Origin of the sequence: Sphingobacterium anhuiense (assembly GCF_042686355.1) — a bacterium.
Lineage (GTDB): Bacteria > Bacteroidota > Bacteroidia > Sphingobacteriales > Sphingobacteriaceae > Sphingobacterium > Sphingobacterium anhuiense.
Map to the genome: position 1 here is coordinate 402,722 of NZ_JBHUPE010000004.1, position 17,766 is coordinate 420,487.

General features: G+C 34.8%; 18 protein-coding genes. 5 read left to right on the top strand and 13 right to left on the bottom strand.

All coding sequences use genetic code 11. The features are described 5' to 3' along the window. Window positions 1-243: 243 nt before the first annotated feature. Together ACFS6I_RS07250 and ACFS6I_RS07255 are read left to right on the top strand one after the other, a co-directional pair. Window positions 244-2,637: a TonB-dependent receptor domain-containing protein gene (locus tag ACFS6I_RS07250; RefSeq protein ID WP_380919206.1), complete on the top strand. Its 2,394-nt coding sequence runs from the start codon at window positions 244-246 to the stop codon at window positions 2,635-2,637. Window positions 2,638-2,642: 5 nt separating this feature from the next. Next, on the top strand, window positions 2,643-3,884 hold the full coding sequence (locus tag ACFS6I_RS07255) for a DUF4374 domain-containing protein (RefSeq protein WP_380919208.1): 1,242 nt from the start codon (window positions 2,643-2,645) through the stop codon (window positions 3,882-3,884). Window positions 3,885-3,988: 104 nt separating this feature from the next. On the opposite strand, the gene ACFS6I_RS07260 is transcribed toward ACFS6I_RS07255, so the two are convergent. Continuing rightward, window positions 3,989-4,861, bottom strand: a complete 873-nt coding sequence (locus ACFS6I_RS07260; RefSeq protein WP_380919210.1) for a glycoside hydrolase family 43 protein — start codon at window positions 4,859-4,861, stop codon at window positions 3,989-3,991. Window positions 4,862-5,415: 554 nt separating this feature from the next. On the opposite strand from ACFS6I_RS07260, the gene ACFS6I_RS07265 reads away from it, so the two are divergent. Continuing rightward, window positions 5,416-6,501 (top strand): glycoside hydrolase family 43 protein, encoded by a 1,086-nt coding sequence (locus ACFS6I_RS07265; protein ID WP_380919212.1) that lies wholly within the window; start codon window positions 5,416-5,418, stop codon window positions 6,499-6,501. A 48-nt stretch (window positions 6,502-6,549) separates the two neighbouring features. Here ACFS6I_RS07265 and ACFS6I_RS07270 read toward each other — a convergent pair whose 3' ends face one another. Both ACFS6I_RS07270 and ACFS6I_RS07275 read right to left on the bottom strand, forming a co-directional pair. Then, on the bottom strand, window positions 6,550-7,098 hold the full coding sequence (locus ACFS6I_RS07270; RefSeq protein WP_380919214.1) for a hypothetical protein: 549 nt from the start codon (window positions 7,096-7,098) through the stop codon (window positions 6,550-6,552). A gap of 22 nt (window positions 7,099-7,120) precedes the next feature. Continuing rightward, complete coding sequence (locus ACFS6I_RS07275; protein ID WP_380919216.1) at window positions 7,121-8,215, bottom strand: hypothetical protein; 1,095 nt, start codon at window positions 8,213-8,215, stop codon at window positions 7,121-7,123. Window positions 8,216-8,709: 494 nt separating this feature from the next. Between ACFS6I_RS07275 and ACFS6I_RS07280 the strand changes: the two genes are divergently transcribed. Next, a complete protein-coding gene (locus tag ACFS6I_RS07280) occupies window positions 8,710-9,159 on the top strand; it encodes a nuclear transport factor 2 family protein (RefSeq protein ID WP_380919218.1) in 450 nt (149 codons plus the stop codon). A 190-nt stretch (window positions 9,160-9,349) separates the two neighbouring features. Here ACFS6I_RS07280 and uraH read toward each other — a convergent pair whose 3' ends face one another. The 9 genes from uraH to ACFS6I_RS07325 form a co-directional block, all read right to left on the bottom strand. Further along, window positions 9,350-9,760 (bottom strand): hydroxyisourate hydrolase, encoded by a 411-nt coding sequence (uraH, locus tag ACFS6I_RS07285; protein ID WP_132773602.1) that lies wholly within the window; start codon window positions 9,758-9,760, stop codon window positions 9,350-9,352. Between the two features lie 128 nt (window positions 9,761-9,888). Further along, window positions 9,889-10,443: a lipocalin family protein gene (locus ACFS6I_RS07290; protein ID WP_380919220.1), complete on the bottom strand. Its 555-nt coding sequence runs from the start codon at window positions 10,441-10,443 to the stop codon at window positions 9,889-9,891. Continuing rightward, window positions 10,433-11,128, bottom strand: a complete 696-nt coding sequence (locus ACFS6I_RS07295) for a lycopene cyclase domain-containing protein (protein ID WP_380919222.1) — start codon at window positions 11,126-11,128, stop codon at window positions 10,433-10,435. Before ACFS6I_RS07295 ends, ACFS6I_RS07290 begins: the two co-directional genes overlap by 11 nt. Then, complete coding sequence (locus ACFS6I_RS07300) at window positions 11,125-11,583, bottom strand: beta-carotene hydroxylase (protein WP_346581285.1); 459 nt, start codon at window positions 11,581-11,583, stop codon at window positions 11,125-11,127. The genes ACFS6I_RS07295 and ACFS6I_RS07300 overlap by 4 nt, the downstream gene beginning before the upstream one ends. 4 nt (window positions 11,584-11,587) lie before the next feature. Further along, window positions 11,588-12,052 carry an SRPBCC family protein gene (locus tag ACFS6I_RS07305; RefSeq protein WP_380919224.1) on the bottom strand — a complete coding sequence of 155 codons (465 nt, stop codon included), beginning with the start codon at window positions 12,050-12,052 and terminating at the stop codon, window positions 11,588-11,590. A 3-nt stretch (window positions 12,053-12,055) separates the two neighbouring features. After that, window positions 12,056-12,514, bottom strand: coding sequence for a hypothetical protein (locus ACFS6I_RS07310; RefSeq protein WP_380919226.1), 459 nt, complete (start codon window positions 12,512-12,514; stop codon window positions 12,056-12,058). After that, window positions 12,511-13,347 (bottom strand): phytoene/squalene synthase family protein, encoded by an 837-nt coding sequence (locus tag ACFS6I_RS07315; protein ID WP_346581288.1) that lies wholly within the window; start codon window positions 13,345-13,347, stop codon window positions 12,511-12,513. The genes ACFS6I_RS07310 and ACFS6I_RS07315 overlap by 4 nt, the downstream gene beginning before the upstream one ends. Window positions 13,348-13,352: 5 nt before the next feature. Beyond that, window positions 13,353-14,825: a phytoene desaturase family protein gene (locus tag ACFS6I_RS07320; protein WP_380919228.1), complete on the bottom strand. Its 1,473-nt coding sequence runs from the start codon at window positions 14,823-14,825 to the stop codon at window positions 13,353-13,355. After that, the gene (locus ACFS6I_RS07325) at window positions 14,825-15,484 is read right to left on the bottom strand and encodes a MarR family winged helix-turn-helix transcriptional regulator (RefSeq protein WP_380919230.1); all 660 of its coding nucleotides are present in this window, start codon (window positions 15,482-15,484) and stop codon (window positions 14,825-14,827) included. The genes ACFS6I_RS07320 and ACFS6I_RS07325 overlap by 1 nt, the downstream gene beginning before the upstream one ends. Before the next feature lie 473 nt (window positions 15,485-15,957). Between ACFS6I_RS07325 and ACFS6I_RS07330 the strand changes: the two genes are divergently transcribed. After that, the gene (locus ACFS6I_RS07330; protein ID WP_380919232.1) at window positions 15,958-16,407 is read left to right on the top strand and encodes a nuclear transport factor 2 family protein; all 450 of its coding nucleotides are present in this window, start codon (window positions 15,958-15,960) and stop codon (window positions 16,405-16,407) included. Window positions 16,408-16,809: 402 nt separating this feature from the next. Here the strand turns inward: ACFS6I_RS07330 and ACFS6I_RS07335 are convergent, their stop codons facing one another. Further along, window positions 16,810-17,766, bottom strand: coding sequence for an alpha/beta fold hydrolase (locus tag ACFS6I_RS07335; protein ID WP_380919234.1), 957 nt, complete (start codon window positions 17,764-17,766; stop codon window positions 16,810-16,812).

The following is a 17,766-nucleotide window of genomic DNA, read 5'->3' on the forward strand; positions in this document are numbered from 1 at the left end:
GATTCTTAATAATTTGCAAAAATAGCTTGTAGAATAGGAATTTCTTTTTACATTTGCTTTGTTTATAATTAATCTAAATAAGTATAAGCGCTTTCAAATGAAAAACAACTATCTATATTATCCGATTTTGCTGCATTCCACTAGACACATTTATGAAATAAATGCTGTAGAAGTTGTTCATAATTTAATGGAGCCCCACAACTGTTGCAACTAACTATATTACCAAATATCATATCAACCAAAATGAATTATAAAACAACCTCCTTGACCAAACTAATATGTTTATCCGCCTTCTTTTCCATAATCAGCCTGCAGTCATATGGACAAAATAAGGGTATCGAATTTAGCGGTTATGTGCGGGATGACCATGGACAAGCAATCAGTGGAGCAACTATTCGGGTTAGCAAGCAGACCGTAGTCGCTGATAGCGAAGGGAAATTTACCATTGACAATCTACAGGGAAAAGAAGTAACCATCGAAATTACTCGAGTCGGCAAGAAAAAAATCAAACAGGTCATCCCACTTGCTGAGCGCGCGAAGCCAATCGTATTCACTATGGATGACGAAGGGAATATCTTGGATGCAGTTGATATACTTGGTCTTTCCAAAGTAGATCAGGCAAATAAGCAAGCTTACAATGTGACCGCTATCGATGCTAAGAAGCTTCACAATTCATCGACAGATGTAGGCCAGGCCCTTAATCGTATATCAGGAGTGAAGCTTAAAGAAGCTGGTGGTCTAGGATCGCAAATGTCGATTTCTCTCAATGGATTTACGGGTAACCAAGTTAAACTATTCATGGATGGACTACCCTTGGACAACGAGGGCTCCTCTTTCCAGCTGAATAACATTCCGATCAATTATGTGAGTGCCATTGAGGTCTATAAAGGTGTTGTCCCTGTCTGGCTTGGGGGTGATGCTATTGGCGGAGCTATTAACTTAGTGAAATCCACCAATCCTGGAAAATATCTAGATGTATCATATTCCCATGGTTCATTCAACACGCACCGCGCTACTGTCAATGCTGGTTATATCGGCGACAACGGATTTACCATGGAGCTAAATGCTTATCAAAATTACTCGGACAATAATTACTGGGTGGACGTAGATCTGGTTGACAAACCCACAGGACAATACATTCCGACCCGCGTACGTCGATTTCATGACAATTACAAAAATAAAATGGTCAACTTCAACATTGGCTGGTCTAATAAATCCTGGGCTGATCAATTATTGTTCGGTATTAATATTGGAGATAATAGGGCTGATATTCAAACCGGAAATCGTATGTATGAAGTATACGGTGAAAGATTCAAGAGGGGAAATTTGTTGCAACCGACCATTCAATATAAAAAGAATAATTTTTTGGTATCAGGGTTGGATATATCATTAAGAGCTAACTATGACTTTGGAGAAGAAACCCTGGTAGATACAGTTTTTAAAAGGTACTTTTGGGATGGAAGCTGGGAGTACAAAGCCAAACCTGAAGATGTAGGTGGTGAACGAAGTCGACAATTTGACAAATACAAAAACAATAGAGGCAATGCCGCACTCAATCTGAAATATACAATCAATGAACATAATCACCTCTTTTTCAACAATACGCTCAAGACAGCAAATAGAAAGACAAAAAGCGAATTAGATCCTGACAATCCGATATACGATCAATCGTCAATTACCAATAACAATATTGCTTCTCTAGGCTTTTACAATAATGCTATAGAGAAACTGGACTACAGTATTTTTGTCAAATACTTTTATCAGCAAGTAAAAGGTTATCAATCGCCTACACCAGGTGAGTATTTACCATTAAATGCCAATCGAAATCTTTTTGGCTATGGCATGGCGACTTCTTATCATCTGAAGCCCACTATACAACTCAAGCTATCATACGAAAAGGCTTACCGCATACCCGAGCTCAACGAACTCTTTGGCAATGTTGACGCTTTGGAAGGAAATCAAAATTTAAAACCGGAAAGTTCTCACAATATCAATCTCGGCATTAACTATCTGTTTACGCTGCACGAAAAAAACGCCTTTAACCTAAATGGTGGTGTGATCTATAGAAAAGCAATGGACTTCATCCGTCTTTCCAATAGCAACACAGATTTCAATGGAATAATGCGTCAGGTATCCGAAAACATTCGTGATGTAAACAATATAGGATTTGACTTTGACCTTCGTTATTCTTTCGACAAAAAGCTTTTTATCGGTGGGAATTTCACTTATCAAAATCTGCGTAATGGAACTCAACGTGAACCTGGTAAAGAGGAAATCAGTGTCTTTTATAAAGACCGTATTCCAAATATTCCTTATCTGTATGGTTCTGCGGAAATATCCTACATGATGAAGGATCTTTTCATCAAGCAGTCGGCACTAAGCATAGGTTATAGCTTATTTTACGTTAACTCCTTCTATCTGAGATGGCCTTCCGCTGGTGCTGCAGACAAGGAAGTCATACCTACCCAAGTATCTCATGATGCCAATATAACGTATTCGTTCCATAATGGGCGCTATAATATTGGACTTGATGTGCGTAACCTCACCGATGCCACACTATACGATAATTATATGTTGCAGAAACCGAGTAGAAACTTTAATGTCAAATTCAGATATGTTCTTAACAACTTAAAATAAATTATATGAAAATAACTTTACACTCCTCCATGGCAGCTCTAGGAGCAGCCATGATGTTACTGGGTTCATGCAGTAAAAGCAAAGATTCAGGTACAATCGATTTAGGAAATGGTACAAATACAGGTAAATCCAAATATGTTTTTGTCGTATTTTCAGATGGTTCTGGCGGGGAGGCATCGCGTTATATCATTAGCGCTGATGATATCAAAAGTGGAGAGATCAGTGTCAAGAACAATGGTGTAGAAACAAATGCTTATTCATTCCTTGCACAAAACAACACGCTATTCGGTATCACCTATGCTGACCAGGGCCCTACGCAACCCTATAAACTTGATGAAACGGGTGTACTTCGGAAATATGGTAATCAGGTCAATACCGAATTTACAGGAGCTTATACCAAAATTGGTACAGAAGCCTATGTCGGTATTTCTGTTGCAAGGTCTTTAGAAAGTCCAGTTGCGACGCTTTATAAATTTGATGCCAAAAAGTTGATGCTGGCTGGTAGAAATTCTGTTAATCTGGCCAAAATAACAGGAAACGGTGAGATGGCAAATTTCAACGGTCTTTTTGAAGTAAACGATAAGATCTATATGCCCTTTAATTGTTCACCAGGAGTAACGGGGCAAGTAACTAAATATGTGGACAGTACCTGGATTGCCGTATTTAATAAAGCAGATATGGCTTATCAAAAAGTAATCCGCGATGGCAGAATGGGACCAATCGGAAACTGGTTTGGTATGCAAGGTGTGCAGCAAATTGAGAATGGTGATGTATATGCATGGTCTACTTCGGCAGGAATAACAGGTAAACCTTCAACTAAACCTTCTGCAATTATCAAGATAAATGCTACAACAGATCAAGTTGATCCAAGTTACTACTTTGACGTACAAGCAAAAACCGGTAAGAAAATTGCCCGTGGTACACATATCAAAAATGGAAAATTTCTAATGAGCTTCTACCAGACTGAAGTGACTGGCGGTGTAAGTGGCGGTATTGTCAACTTGGCAATAGTAGATGTTATCAATAAATCTGTGACCAATGTTACAGGAATACCCAATCATGCTCAGATGCCTTACGAGAATAAAACTTTTATAGAAGAGGACGGAAAAACAGCTTATTATGTCTTAAAAGACGATAGTAAAGTATTATATTCTTACACAATTGATACCGAAAAAGCAACAGCTACAAGAGGTGTAAAGTTTACAGGAATACAGGATGTAACTTCTATCTCAAAATTGAAATATTAGTTTTTTAAAATTTATAGAACCGTTTGGGATCACCAAGCGGTTTTTTTTGTTTTTGTTATTTTGCACATTTTTCTTTGTAACGCTGGCAATTATATTGACATGATTTATTTAACAATTAGCGGTCTAATAGGTTCTCCAACAATGCTTATTACGCCATCAGATGAAATTGTTAAATCATTAATGTATGATGTCCTTGGAGCAACACTTGTGGAGCTGGCATGAGCATGATATATATATTTATACCCGCCATTAGCACTTACAAATGGAGCCCCATGACCTGTACCGAGCAATCCTGATGCTGAGGGATGGTCTCTCCTTAGGATGGGGTTGCCACTATATTTCTTCCAAGGACCTTTGGGTGAACTGGCTGTTGCATAGCCTACGGCGTAATCCTGGCTTTCAAAATGATTGGCAGAGTAAAGTAGATAGTACGTATTGCCTCGTTTTAAGATCGATGGCCCTTCTACGACTGTAGCTTGTTTCTTCTCCCATGGTTCACTTGCGCTTACACATTTTGTAAGCGTTTCTGCTTTTATACTTTGTAAATCATTGTTCATCTCAGCCATCCAAATGACATTTCCATCCGTAAATCTGACATAAAATAAATATGGAGTACCGTCATCATCGATAAAAAGAGAAGTGTCAATTCCTTTTTCATGGGCAATAATAGGCTTCTTTTCTTCTTGAATAAAAGGTCCTTCGGGGCTTGAGGAAGAAGCAACACAAATATGCTCATCAACGGAATAGAACATATAAAACTTTTTTTGAGCGCTTACATAATAGACTTCTGGTGCCCAGAACCATCGTGTTCCCCAAGAGTCTTTAGGGGAAAGTGCTAAATTTTTATTACGCTTCCAATGTTTTAGATCATCGGAAATATAAACTTCGAAACCATCTATGCGGGTGCCATATGCGTAGTATTTGCCATTATGGAATAACACGTAAGGATCTGCGATAGGTAGCTTGTTTTCGATCATTCTAATAGACTTATCATCATTGGCATTACAATATAATGACAGGATAAAAAATAAACATACAATGGGTATGAAGCGAGAAAGAATGTTTGTCATAATTTTCATTTTTTTGAATTCAAATCTTTTGAAGGATTGACCATAAATTCAAATACCGATGAATCTGTTGAGCATTTTGCTCATGCATGATACAAATTGGAATAATTTTGAATAAAATGGGCAATGTTATGTAAACTTTAATTTACATTTTTACGTGATATAGATTTGTAATTGGGCTTCAATACAATTATAAACAAAAAAAATAAAATTTATAAATAAAAAGAGAAATTACAGAGCCTGAGGTAAATAGTCTATCGGTAGATTTGAAAAGCGTAAACTTAGTACTTGGGCCCATTTTGGCAGATCCCACAGTTATAAGAGATGAGCAAAGCGACTATTTGTCTATGGAACTGAAGACAATTGCGGAGATGATAATGGGAATCGATTGATGCCTATCTAAAGATCGGACGATCTGGTTCATTTGGCCGAGGTGGGCACTGTATTTAAAAATTAATTGAAATATGATTACTAAAAATTTATGTTTATCCTTATTGATTGGTTGCTGGTTGTTGTTATTCTCCACCTCAAAAGCCCAGTCAAATAATCCACTTGATGTTGCTTTTGGTGACCCATTTGTACTTTATGATGAAGAAACAGATGCTTATTATATGTATGGCACTGGTGGAGTAGAGAATGGTTTTGTAGCCTACTCTTCTAAGGATCTGAAAAAATGGGAGAATAGGGGGACAGTATATACCGCTCAGCAAGATAAAAGCTGGGGGACGAAAGATTTTTGGGCCCCAGAAGTATATAAGCGTGGAGGAAAATATTATCTATTTTATAGTGCCCATTGGAAAGAAAACCCGAATGATGAATTAGAAAATTATCGTATTGGTATCGCAACCTCAACCAATCCTACAGGTCCATTTATTGATTTAACAGGTCGTCCGTTATTTGACCCGGGATACCCCATTATTGACGGTAATGTGTACTTCGCTGAAGATGGACGTTTGTACCTTTACTATTCCAGGTGTTGTTATAAAAATCCAGTTCAATCGGAGATTGCAGCTTGGGCAAAGCAACAGGGTATGTTTGATGAAATAGAAGAAAGCTGGATATATGGAGTAGAGCTAGCTTCAGATTTTTCGCATGTAATTGGAGAACCAAAATTGTTGTTACGCCCTCCTGTCTCAAGGGATGATAAACAATCAGAATGGGAGAGTAGATCTGTGACTTCAGGTGAAGTGAATAGAAGATGGACAGAAGGATCTTATCTATTTAAGCATAACAATCTCTATTACATGATGTATTCTGCAAATCATTTCGGAGGAGAGAATTATGCTGTTGGCTATGCAACAGCATCACATCCACTTGGCCCATTCGAAAAGTCTGCAACAAACCCTATATTACAAAAAAACATATCCAATGGAGGTATTGTATCAGGAACCGGTCACAACAGTCTTTTGAGAGATAAAGAAGGCAAAGTGTGGTGTGTATATCATGCCCGCACGACTAAAACAGGCAGTCAGCGCTTGGTCTTTTTAGATGAACTGAAAATTTTACCTAACGGTCAACTTATAGTGGACGGCCCAACTGTCAAACCTTAATAAAGATGATGTTTTCAGTTTTTATTCAAAAATGGCAAAATCACCACTTTATTCCGATTTATTTTTGGGTATTTGATATAACAGAACTATTGCCCAAACCTGTAATGCTGTCTGTAGTAAACTGATAATTCCTACAATTGGAGTTCGGGTGATAGTTAAAAGGATAAAGGGAATATATATTATTCCAAAAATCATACAGACTAATAAAATATATTTTGCACCATTACTTCCTTTGTTAATCATATAAGCAATTCCAAACATGAACCCCAAAACAATAATTGCAACAAAAATGGAGAAGAATGAAAAAGGTAGGTCAGGAAATAATATCATATTTACAATCCCCAGTGTCGCTGATATGTAAATTAAGTTTGCCGCTTTTTTGTGATTTTCATGAATGATAATTTTATCTTCTTCAGACTTCTTTTCAATCATCAATGTAATTCTTTCCGTATCTTCAGGAGTAAAAATCCTACCCCGTAATTTCAAAATTTCGTATGCAAATTGACTTGCTTGTGGTACAAATTTGTTGTTCTCTTGAAGATAATACTCTAATTCTTGGTCAGTTTTAGCTTCTAAAACTTTTCTTTTTACACTCATTATTAAATTATTGATACTATTTTTACCTTGTTCTATTCAATTCGTTGTTACCTTGTATTCCATCAATTGCCTCAAAAACTTCATTTTGATTTATTTCATCGGACCATCCTAAACAGGCTAATTCTGTTCTAATTTCATGCTCATCTTTTCCTTTGATAATGAGATAATATGCAAATTCTGTCACTTCTTGTGGTACTCGTTTTATGAGATAATTGATTAAGAATCTTGTCAAAAATAAGTATCCAAATATGAACGATAAATATAGTTGAATTACCCAACTTATGATAAGTCCGATGCTTCCAACATTTAAGTCTTTTATGGTAAGTCCTTGTTGCAGTCTTATTTTTACAAATTCAAAAAAACCTATTCTTTCAAAATTGTTCTCAACCAAAATGATATTATACTCAAAAATTTGCTTACCTATAAAAGTAATAAATACTGATAAAATGAGTATATTTTTCAATTTAGTTAAATTCGTATAATTTCCAAGTTTAATACCTTGTTTTATTGAAAATGCTAAAGCAAGCCCAACTAAGAATTCAAATAAAAAAATTATGTATTTACCTGATATTGAAATCTTAGCTAATAGGAAGGCCAAAATTATGGAAGCTAAAATAGCGATTGCAAATACAAATATAATAGTTTGCTTTTTTACATTCTTAGGATTAGGTAGTTCTTTTGGGATTTGGTAGTGGTCCCAATTTTCGATAGATTCTTGTTCTTTTTCTAATTGTTTTAAATCTTCTCGATTATAATTTTTTTCAATATCTTGAAATACGAGCATAAATAAATGCACCCTTTTTGAATTTCGGCCATTATCCCACATTTCGTTTCCTAGAGATTCGCTTTTGATCGTTACAGTTCCGTAGCTATAGGAGATAATTATAGATTCTGTGTATTGTGTGAATCCTAAACTTTTTACTTTTCGTTTGGCTTCAATAGCATGTTCATCAATGTATATGATATCCCATTCAAGTTTTTCGAAGACAAGATTCGTAATCGCAAAAAAAGCTTTTTCCGAAAGATATGTTTGAAAATCTGATTCATATTTGGGCGTAAATCCAAATTTATGTTTTTTGATTATCTGTCTTTCTAATTCTTTAAGTTCCGGCGTCATTATTTTGTTTCCTTTTTAGGAATATTTAAGTTGTTATATAATATAATGAAGTTTTCTGCTATTCTCTTTTTTGAACTTCGTATGGCAATTAAAGATAAATATTTTTAAGAAAACAACCATTTATTTTTTAGTGAATTATGCCCGGATTAGGTTGCCGATCTTACATATGATTTATCATACAACTTATTTTAAATAACAAAGGATTAATCATCATATTTGAGAGATAATTTTATTTTTAGCAGGAGATCACTATGTCTTTGTTATTGACAAAGGGCTACAGCAGAATAACCCCATTCCGGGTTCAACCACTTAACCTCCCAATTTCCACTATTCACCGAGTTTTTAGTGGGTTTAGTCTAATTGCTATAGGGTAGGAACGATTTACACCCTACTTTTGAATCAACAAACAAATAGAAATGTAAAGCAGGCATCAGGGTTTGAGTTGATGGATGTGGGGCTGATGCAACTTAATAACAATATAACATAAAGACATTATGAAAACTTTAGCAAAAACATTAGCAGCAGCAGCCTTGATCGCAGTATCAACATTTACGATGGCAGCAGCTAAACCAGTAGGAGACAACTCTAAGAAAGCAGTCCTTAATTTATCTACAGCAGATCTAGCCATTGACCACTACGTAGCGGTTATGACCGAAGGACAATCGGCAGGATTAGAGCAGTTGTTTACATCAGATTTTAAACAGAAAGTTCATGCGTCAGAGGATAAGACCAACAGCCGCTCAGAAGTAATTTCATTCTTGAAAAAGCAGAAAGGCGAGCAGCTGAACTGTAAAACAAGTACCACTATCGTTGAACAGTCGGGTGACTATATGATTGCAAAATTAACCCAACAATTTGAAGGATTTACCAAGACCGATTTAGTTACCTTGGTCAATGATGGTGGCAACTGGAAAGTATCCCAATCCATCAACACGTATAAGTAAGTAAAGTAAATTTCATATGTTTAGTCAAAGCCACATCGAGAGATGTGGCTTTTCTTTTTACAATCCCAAAATGATATTTGAGGCTCATTAAATGTTGATATATTTTAAAATATTAAGAGCCCATTTAGATTTAAATAGGCTCTTAATCTCAGTAGCGAAAAAATAAGGTAATTACCCTATGAAAGAGTTTTTAATTTCCTCTATATGTTGAATAACCAAAAGGAGATAGCGTAATAGGTACATGGTAATGTTCATTGTCCACAAGTTCAAAAACAACCTCTATAAATGGGTAGAATGATTTATTTCCTAGAGACTTAAAGTACGGGCTGGTATGAAATGTTAATTTATAAATACCTGTGTTATCTTTTCCGTCCTGTTTTAAAAAGTCTTTTATTCGACCATTACTATCCGTATTTTTTTCTTCTACCATAGTCCAGGTGTCATTCTTGTTCATTTTCGACAATGTAATTTTAACATTCGTAGCAGGTTTACCAGTGGTGATGTCTAAAATATGACTTGAAAGTTGAAACTTAGTTTCTTGAGCTAGACTCACTTGCATTATACCGATGAAGACTAAAATTATAAGCGTTATTTTTTTCATTTTGAATGATGTTTCGTTATTTATATTAAAATTGAGATTTTGTATTTATTGTGCAGAAAGAAGATGATTTTTATTACTCCAAACGAGCATCTAACGGTAGATCCCTATGGAACCAAAAAACTAAAAATTTAGTCTTTCTGGATAAAGGGACTATCCGTTCGGTCATGCTTTACCCATACTAATTTAGACGTGTCATAACCAATTTCTGTTGCAATTTTTAGAAACTTCGTTTTAACCGATTCAGGAATCTCTTTTGTTCTTGATAAAATCCAGAGATAATTTAAATTTTTACCTGCTACCAATGCATATTTATAGCCATCATCCATTGAAACCACATTATACCCCGAATAAAAAGGACCAAAAAAACTTACTTTTAATGCCGCTATATCTTTATTTCCTCTAAATTTTGCAATTCCTTCGGCTTTTTTCCATTCTTTCTTTATAAAATTATATCCACTGTTCAATACCTTTACATTTCCTTTTTCGTTCAAGCTGTACTGAGCCGAAACGTTGTCTAGATCTTTTTCAAAACGAAAATCAAAACGTGCTATTTCGTACCAGATTCCTAAATATTTATTGACATCAAAGTTTTCAATTGCCTTTGTATTTTTTGGAATTGAAGCACAGGAATTAAAAAGTATAGCTGTTAAAGAAAGAATAAAGATTAGAGTCTTAGTATTCATTTTCATTTTTTTTAAATTTTGTAAAAAAATAAATAACCAATAAAAACTGGGTGTAGCCATATACAGCATCTTCGATCGGTATTGTTAATATGCGTACGCCTAAAAAATCACCGGGGTTGTAATTCACAATAGGAGATTCCAATCCAAATCCAGTCAGTACTCCATTGACTGGAAGAAAGCCAAGCATCAAAATGCTGAATACGAAAGAAGCTTTGGTAATCCACTCTGCTCGTGCAATGAAATGTAGATAAATCAAGGTTATAATTGTCGCTATTGCAGTTACTAAAGTATAGATCTTATCATAATGCCGCAAAGCGATCACCGAACAAACAATAATGCTTACAAAAACGATTATATTATTAAAACCTGCAAGTCTGTCTAGATTGAAAAATTTATCAAAACAGAAATACGTAAATGCACAAGAAAACGGAATACAGATAAAGAATAACCACTCTTCGATAGGTAAGCCGGCGACGACAATTCCAAGGGTGTAATCCGTGTTGAACCACCAAACACCTTTAGAGGTAAACCAAACATCCCAAGCGATAAATGGAATAGCAACCAACAGAGCAGCCTTTAAGAATGCTCCAAAGTGGCGGTTGAACAGAATTCGCTTATCAAAAGAAGCGATCAGACAAATGATGATGGTAAAAAATAAAATTAAAGAATACGTATATGTTATCATTTTTTATCCGGATTAAAATACATTTGAAAATATTTGAAGGGCACATATAAAAAACCAAAACATTCCCCATGATGTTTCGTCGTATGCTTGTGATGTTGCTTGTGCGCTCTACGGAGAGCCAAGAAATAAGCATTTTGAGTTTTGGTCAAGAATTTAATCCGCTGATGGATAAAAATATCATGAATAAAAAAATAAGCCATACCGTACAGCATGATGCCCAATCCGATATAAAACAGATAATTAAACTCTTTTAGTGAACCATAATACATTAAAATAATCGTGGGTATCGCGAATATGACGAAGAAGTAATCATTTTTTTCAAGTGGACCATCATTGCTGTGATCGTGATGATCCTTATGTAGCACCCACAAAAAACCATGCATGATGTATTTATGGATAATCCAGGTTGCCCCCTCCATCAGTACAAAAACGATCATTGTTATTAAAAAATTCATGCTATTATTTTTTGGTGTTAAACATTTTTTCTAATACAACATATCGGAAATTAAAAATATCAGTTAATTTCTTTCTTACGAAAATCCGATGTGCGATATCCCCCAATATACCAAATGGTAATTCATAATCTACAGTGTCCTTTACCAAGACCCCGCTACTATTTGGGATAAATTCATGAAAATGGCTCCAATATTTATAAGGACCTCTTTCTTGAAAATCAGTAAAACTCTGATTTAACTCAACTTGACTGATTCTGGTTCGCCATTTTAATGGAATTTTAAATATAGGCGAAACAATATAATTTATGATCATTCCTTCAAAAATATCCTGATGATCATCCGTAGAAATGATCTCAAATCGCATATCTTCCGGTGTTATTTTCGACAAGTTAAACGGAGAAGAAAAAAAATGCCAAGCAGTTTCGATATCACAATTTAATTGTTGTTCTCTATATAATTGATGTCTCATCTTCTAGTTTTTTAAAAGCGTATCTATATTTTTTCTCAAAATCCCTAAGCTAATCATTTTTCTATGTTCCATTATTAATATTTTATCTTCCATTATTTTTGATTTATACCCTAAAAAAGACGGTATATTTTTTTGAATAGAGAGACGGATAAATCTTAATTCTATATTATTCGGTTCAAGGGATATTGCGCGCTCAATATTTTTCTTTCCTTTGTTAAATGTTCTAAGTTTATCTATTGGATTAAAAACATGATTTGCCCATATCGCTTGAAGCCCGCCCAGGTACGCCAATTGAGTAGGAGATATGTTTTTTAATGTCCTTAATTCCCTTATAGTATTTTCACATAACTTTTTATCCGCTACAGTCTTATTATAATTTTCACGTATTCCTGTCATAACAGGATTCTTAAAGCCTGTCAGAAAACATAGCGAGAGTAGAAGTAAGGAAATAGTTCTCATCATAAGTAAGCAGTTTTATATCTCACATAGCTTTTAAATGCTACATAAGCTTTTTCAGAATTTGCAATTCGCACCCTACTGTTCAATATGTCTTCAGAAGATTTTCTCTTGATCTTTTTAAATAAAGACAGATAATATTTATAGGCAAGATAAACACCAAACATAGCAGAGTTTGGAAGTTTTTTTATTCCCATCAATGCTTCATTAAATTCTTGTTCAATTTCATTTTCAATCTCAATTTTCGCTTGATTATCAAATATTTCCATGTCAATGTTGGGGAAATAAGTACGGCCTAAAATCTGATAATCATCTTTTAAATCCCTTAAGAAATTAATTTTCTGAAAAGCAGAACCCAATTTCATCGCATAAGGTTTCAGTTTTTCATAATATGCTCGATCACCATTTGTAAATACCTGCAGACACATTAATCCCACGACTTCAGCTGAGCCAAAAATGTATTCCTTATAACGTTCAGAATTATAATCAATTTTGTGAAGATCCATTTCCATACTATGTAAAAATTGGCTGATTAGTTTTCTGTCAATTGAATACTGATGAACTACCTGTTGAAAAGATTGTAAAATCGGATTTAGTGAAATTCTTTCCTCCAATGCATGATCTGTTTCTTCTTTTAATCTATTCAAAAGTTTCGCTTTATCGTATCCATGAAAACTATCTACAATTTCATCAGCCAGCCTTACGTATCCATATATAGCATAAATCGCATTGCGAATGGAAGGACTGAGCGCTAAAATGCCTAGCGAAAAACTTGTACTATACTTTTGTGTTGTAATTTTACTTACGGTGAAAGAAAGTTCGTCGAATAGTTGTTTCATATAGGTTAGTTTTTAGCGTTAATAATTTCATTAGATACAATTTTACCGGAAATAATAGATGGAGGTACTCCAGGACCGGGAACGGTCAATTGACCAGTATAGAACAAATTTTTAATTTTTTTGTTTCTTATTTTAGGTTTTAAAACAGCGGTTTGCCCCAGTGTATTTGCCAGCCCATAAGCATTACCACCATAGGCATTATAGTCTGAAATAAAATCTTGCACACAATAACTTCTTTTATATTCAATCATTGACATGAGATTACGAATGCCCAGATGATTTTCCAGTCTTGTCATCATTTCTGCTAAGTATTTTTCTCTTACTGTTTCTTCATCATTAATTCCAGTAGCCAAAGGCATCAGCAGAAATACATTCTCTTTACCATTAGGAGCGACGCCTTCGTCAGTTTTGGATGGACAGCATACATAGAATAGCGGTTTCTCTGGCCATTTTTTATCTTCGTATATACAATCAATGTGTTCGTCCAGGTCATTCTCAAAGAAAAGCGTATGATGCTTCAGATGAGGAAGAGTCTGGTTAATACCCAAATAGTAGATTAAGCTTGAAGGAGCAAATACTCTATTTTTCCAGTACTCTTCAGTATAATTTCTATCCTCTTTATTAAGGAGTGTCTCCGTATGATGATAATCTGAAGAGGCAACTACCGTGTCAAAATCGAGAATATTTCCATTGACAGTTAGAGAAATAACACTTCCGTTTTCAGTATTGATGCTTTCAACAATATTATTGAAATGAAAAGTTGCACCTTGTTTTTCAGCTACTTGCTTCATCCCTAATACCAACTGGTAAAATCCACCTACCGGATAATGTGTCCCCAGGGCATAACCGCCATAATTCATCAAACTATATAGGGCCGGAATATTTTTTGGTGAAGCACCCAAAAATATGACCGGAAATTCCATTAAAGTCCTTAGCTTTTCGTTCTTAAAATATTTAGCAACATAGTTTCGGAAATTTGATAGCAGATCTAATTTTAAGGCGCTTTTAGCTATTTTAGGAGAGATAAATTCTGCCCAGCTGTGGCACGGCTTATTCACAAAATCCTGCATCCCCACCTCATACTTAAATTTGGCAGATTTCATAAATTTTTCCAATTGCAATCCTGCACCTACTTCAATTTTTTCAAACAAGATTTTTAATTCATCTAAATTTTCAGGTACCGCAATTTTATCATCGGCGAAAATCATTTCAAACTGTGGATTCAATGAAATTAGCTCAAAGAAATCAGTAGTTTTAGATCCAAAATCAGTAAAAAAATTATCGATAATATCAGGCATCCAATACCAACTTGGTCCCATATCAAAGACATAACCTTCCTCAGTTTTAAGTTGTCGTGCCCTTCCTCCCGGCTGATCATGTTTTTCAAAAACATGAACTTCATTTCCAGCTTTTGCCAAATAAGCAGCAGCAGATAAACCTGAAAAACCCGAACCGATAACAGCTATTTTTTTCTTCATTACTTTTTTTCTTTTAAGACTTCAGTCAATAAATATTCAGATTCGATATTTTTATCGTAGATCGGCATATGAAATTCATTGAGCTTATTGAGCAATCTTATTAATTCCATTTTTTCGTTATCTGTTAAATCACCTGTCACAATCTCACTAGCTTTTCTTATCTTTTCCATTTGCTGTTCTAAAACAGCTAAGCCTTTATCGTTTATTTTCAAATATTTACTTCTTTTATCAATCTCAGAGTTTGTTTGATCTACCCAACCTTTTGTAATTAAACGGTTTATTATTTGCATGCCCGCAGGTTTATCATGAACATTTTTTTTAATTAAATCCATTTTGATCATTTCTCCGAAATCTTTCAAGTTAATCAGATAAATAAAATCTTCTTGAGTAGAAAACTCGGAACCGAAAATGGCAGACTTCGAGTAACTCTTAGCGTACCTATTTAAATGCACGATCAACGTATTAATGACACTTGCTGCACTACGGCCATTTTCTTTTCCCTCCCAATAGAGATCATTTTGTTTATCGCCATGACTATAATTAGCAGCGATCCACTTCTTAAAACCTTCAATATTAGATTCATACTTTATATATAAAGAGTTCTCTAGCTCAAATTGTTCTAGAAGTGTCAAAACATTTTTTACCATATCGTATTTCATATCCATATTTAAGGTATATAAATGTACTAATATTTATTTAATAAAGTATAGTATTATACTTGTATAATTTTTTAAAAATATTCTAAATCTCATATATATAGTTTTATCGAAAATATCGAGAGACGATCTATATAGGTTTCAACTACTTATAAATAAGATGTTTATATGTTTCGATCACCATATGTAGTCTATGATATTATTGATTTTATAGGATGGTTGGAAAAGTTATTTTGGAAACCTATTCATATTATATTAATAAAGAACATTTCTTTCCAATCAAAAAAAAGATTCACCTAGCCATTTCCGCTATTCACCGAGTTATTAGTTAGTTTAGTCCAATTGCCATAGGGTAGGAAAGATTTACACCCTACTTTTGAATCAACAAATAAATAGAACTGCAACGCAGGCATCAGGGTTTGAGTTGGTGGATGTGGTGCTGATGCAACTTAATAACAATATAACATAAAGACATTATGAATACATTAGCAAAAACATTCGCAGCAGCAGCCTTGATCGCCGTATCAATATTTACGATGGCAGCGGGAAGACCAATAGTAGAAAACTCTAAAAATGCAGTTGTCAATCTATCCACAGCAGATCTAGCCATTGATCATTACGTAGCCGTTATGACCGAAGGACAGTCGGCAGGAGTGGAGCAGTTGTTCACTTCAGATTTTAAACAAAAAGTTCATGCGTCAGAGGATAACACCAACAGTCGTTCAGAAGTAATTTCATTCTTGAAAAAGCAAAAAGGGGAGCAGTTGAACTGTAAAACAAGCACCACTATCGTTGAACAGTCGGGTGACTATATGGTAGCAAAAGTAACCCAACAATTTGAAGGATTTACCAAGACCAATTTAGTTACCTTGGTCAATGATGGTGGCAACTGGAAAGTATCCCAATCCATCAACTCGTATAAGTAATTTATTGTTTAATCATATGATTAGTAAAGGCCACATCGAGCGATGTGGCTTTTCTTTTTTCCTGGTGTATCTGGACCGATTTACCTACAATTATGGATCAGTGGATGTATCTCATGAAGCACTTGGATGCGAATGAAGCTCTCCCTAACTAATTGGATAAAAAACGTTGTCTCCTATGTTTCATCCATGAGTTTGTTTTTAAAGGTGGATGAGATAACTCAAAAATTCAATTCATATTTGAATTTTTTCTAAGTTTAAAGTAGGAGAACTGGCAAAACGAATGCCTGAGGAACGGATGTCATACATATCCATTATAAATTGCAAGCGCGATTATATCAACACATTGGCATACCCAAAAAAAGAAGGCTATTATTTACACAACAGATTTCAGTTATATTTTGCTCAATTATTTTGTTTTCCTAAAAACGATTCAAGCTCTGCTACAATCCGTTTAGATTGAGTATGATGTAGATAATGAGAACCGGGCAATAAGATTAGTTTTCCCTTATCCACGCTGTTGACTTGCTCTTGGTGCAGTTCTGTCCAGCCTTTGACAGCTGAGTTTTCGTCTGCAAATAATAGTACCGGCAAATGCTTTGGGAAAGCTGGTTTTTGAGCTTCTTTAAAACTAGTACTCAATGATGTCGCTTCTCTGTTCAAAGTATTGTTTCCGGTTACTTTCATCGTAATCATGTGTTGCTGTTCAAAACGGTGTACTTCTGATTCGTCTTGAGGTTTTTCGTCTCCAAAAAACTTTAAAAATGCACGTATTACACCTGCTTTGGCTAAAAAATCCAAAGGAGCCGAATTATAACCCGGCCACGGTTGTGTTGGCACACTGGTATCAATACCTACAAAAGCGGTTGCTTTATCTGGATATTTGTTGATGTATGCTAAGCTGTAAAGCCCGGCAATGGAATGCCCCATTAATATAAAATGATTTAGATTTAGGTGCTTCACCACTTCGTGGATTTCTTCCGTCATATTATTCAAACTGCGTTCACGATTTGTTTCACTGCTCAATCCATAACCAAAAGGTTCAATCGTGATCACTGTATATTTTTTGTCTAATTCTCTGATTAATGGTTCAAAATCCAATCTTGGGCTTGCCGTTCCAAATCCGGTGAGTAACACAATCGTGTCTGCACCGTGTCCATCTATTGTCGTATTCATTGTACCGTCAAAAACTTTTATTTTTTGACCATAATCTTCAATTTTATCAGCTTCACTCCGTAAATTGATTTGATGAATCACAAATGTCGCCATGAGTAGGATAGCGATTATCACTACAATTCCAATGATTGTTTTCAAGAATATTTTTGATATTCTCTTTATGAACGAAGGATGTTTTTTATCCAT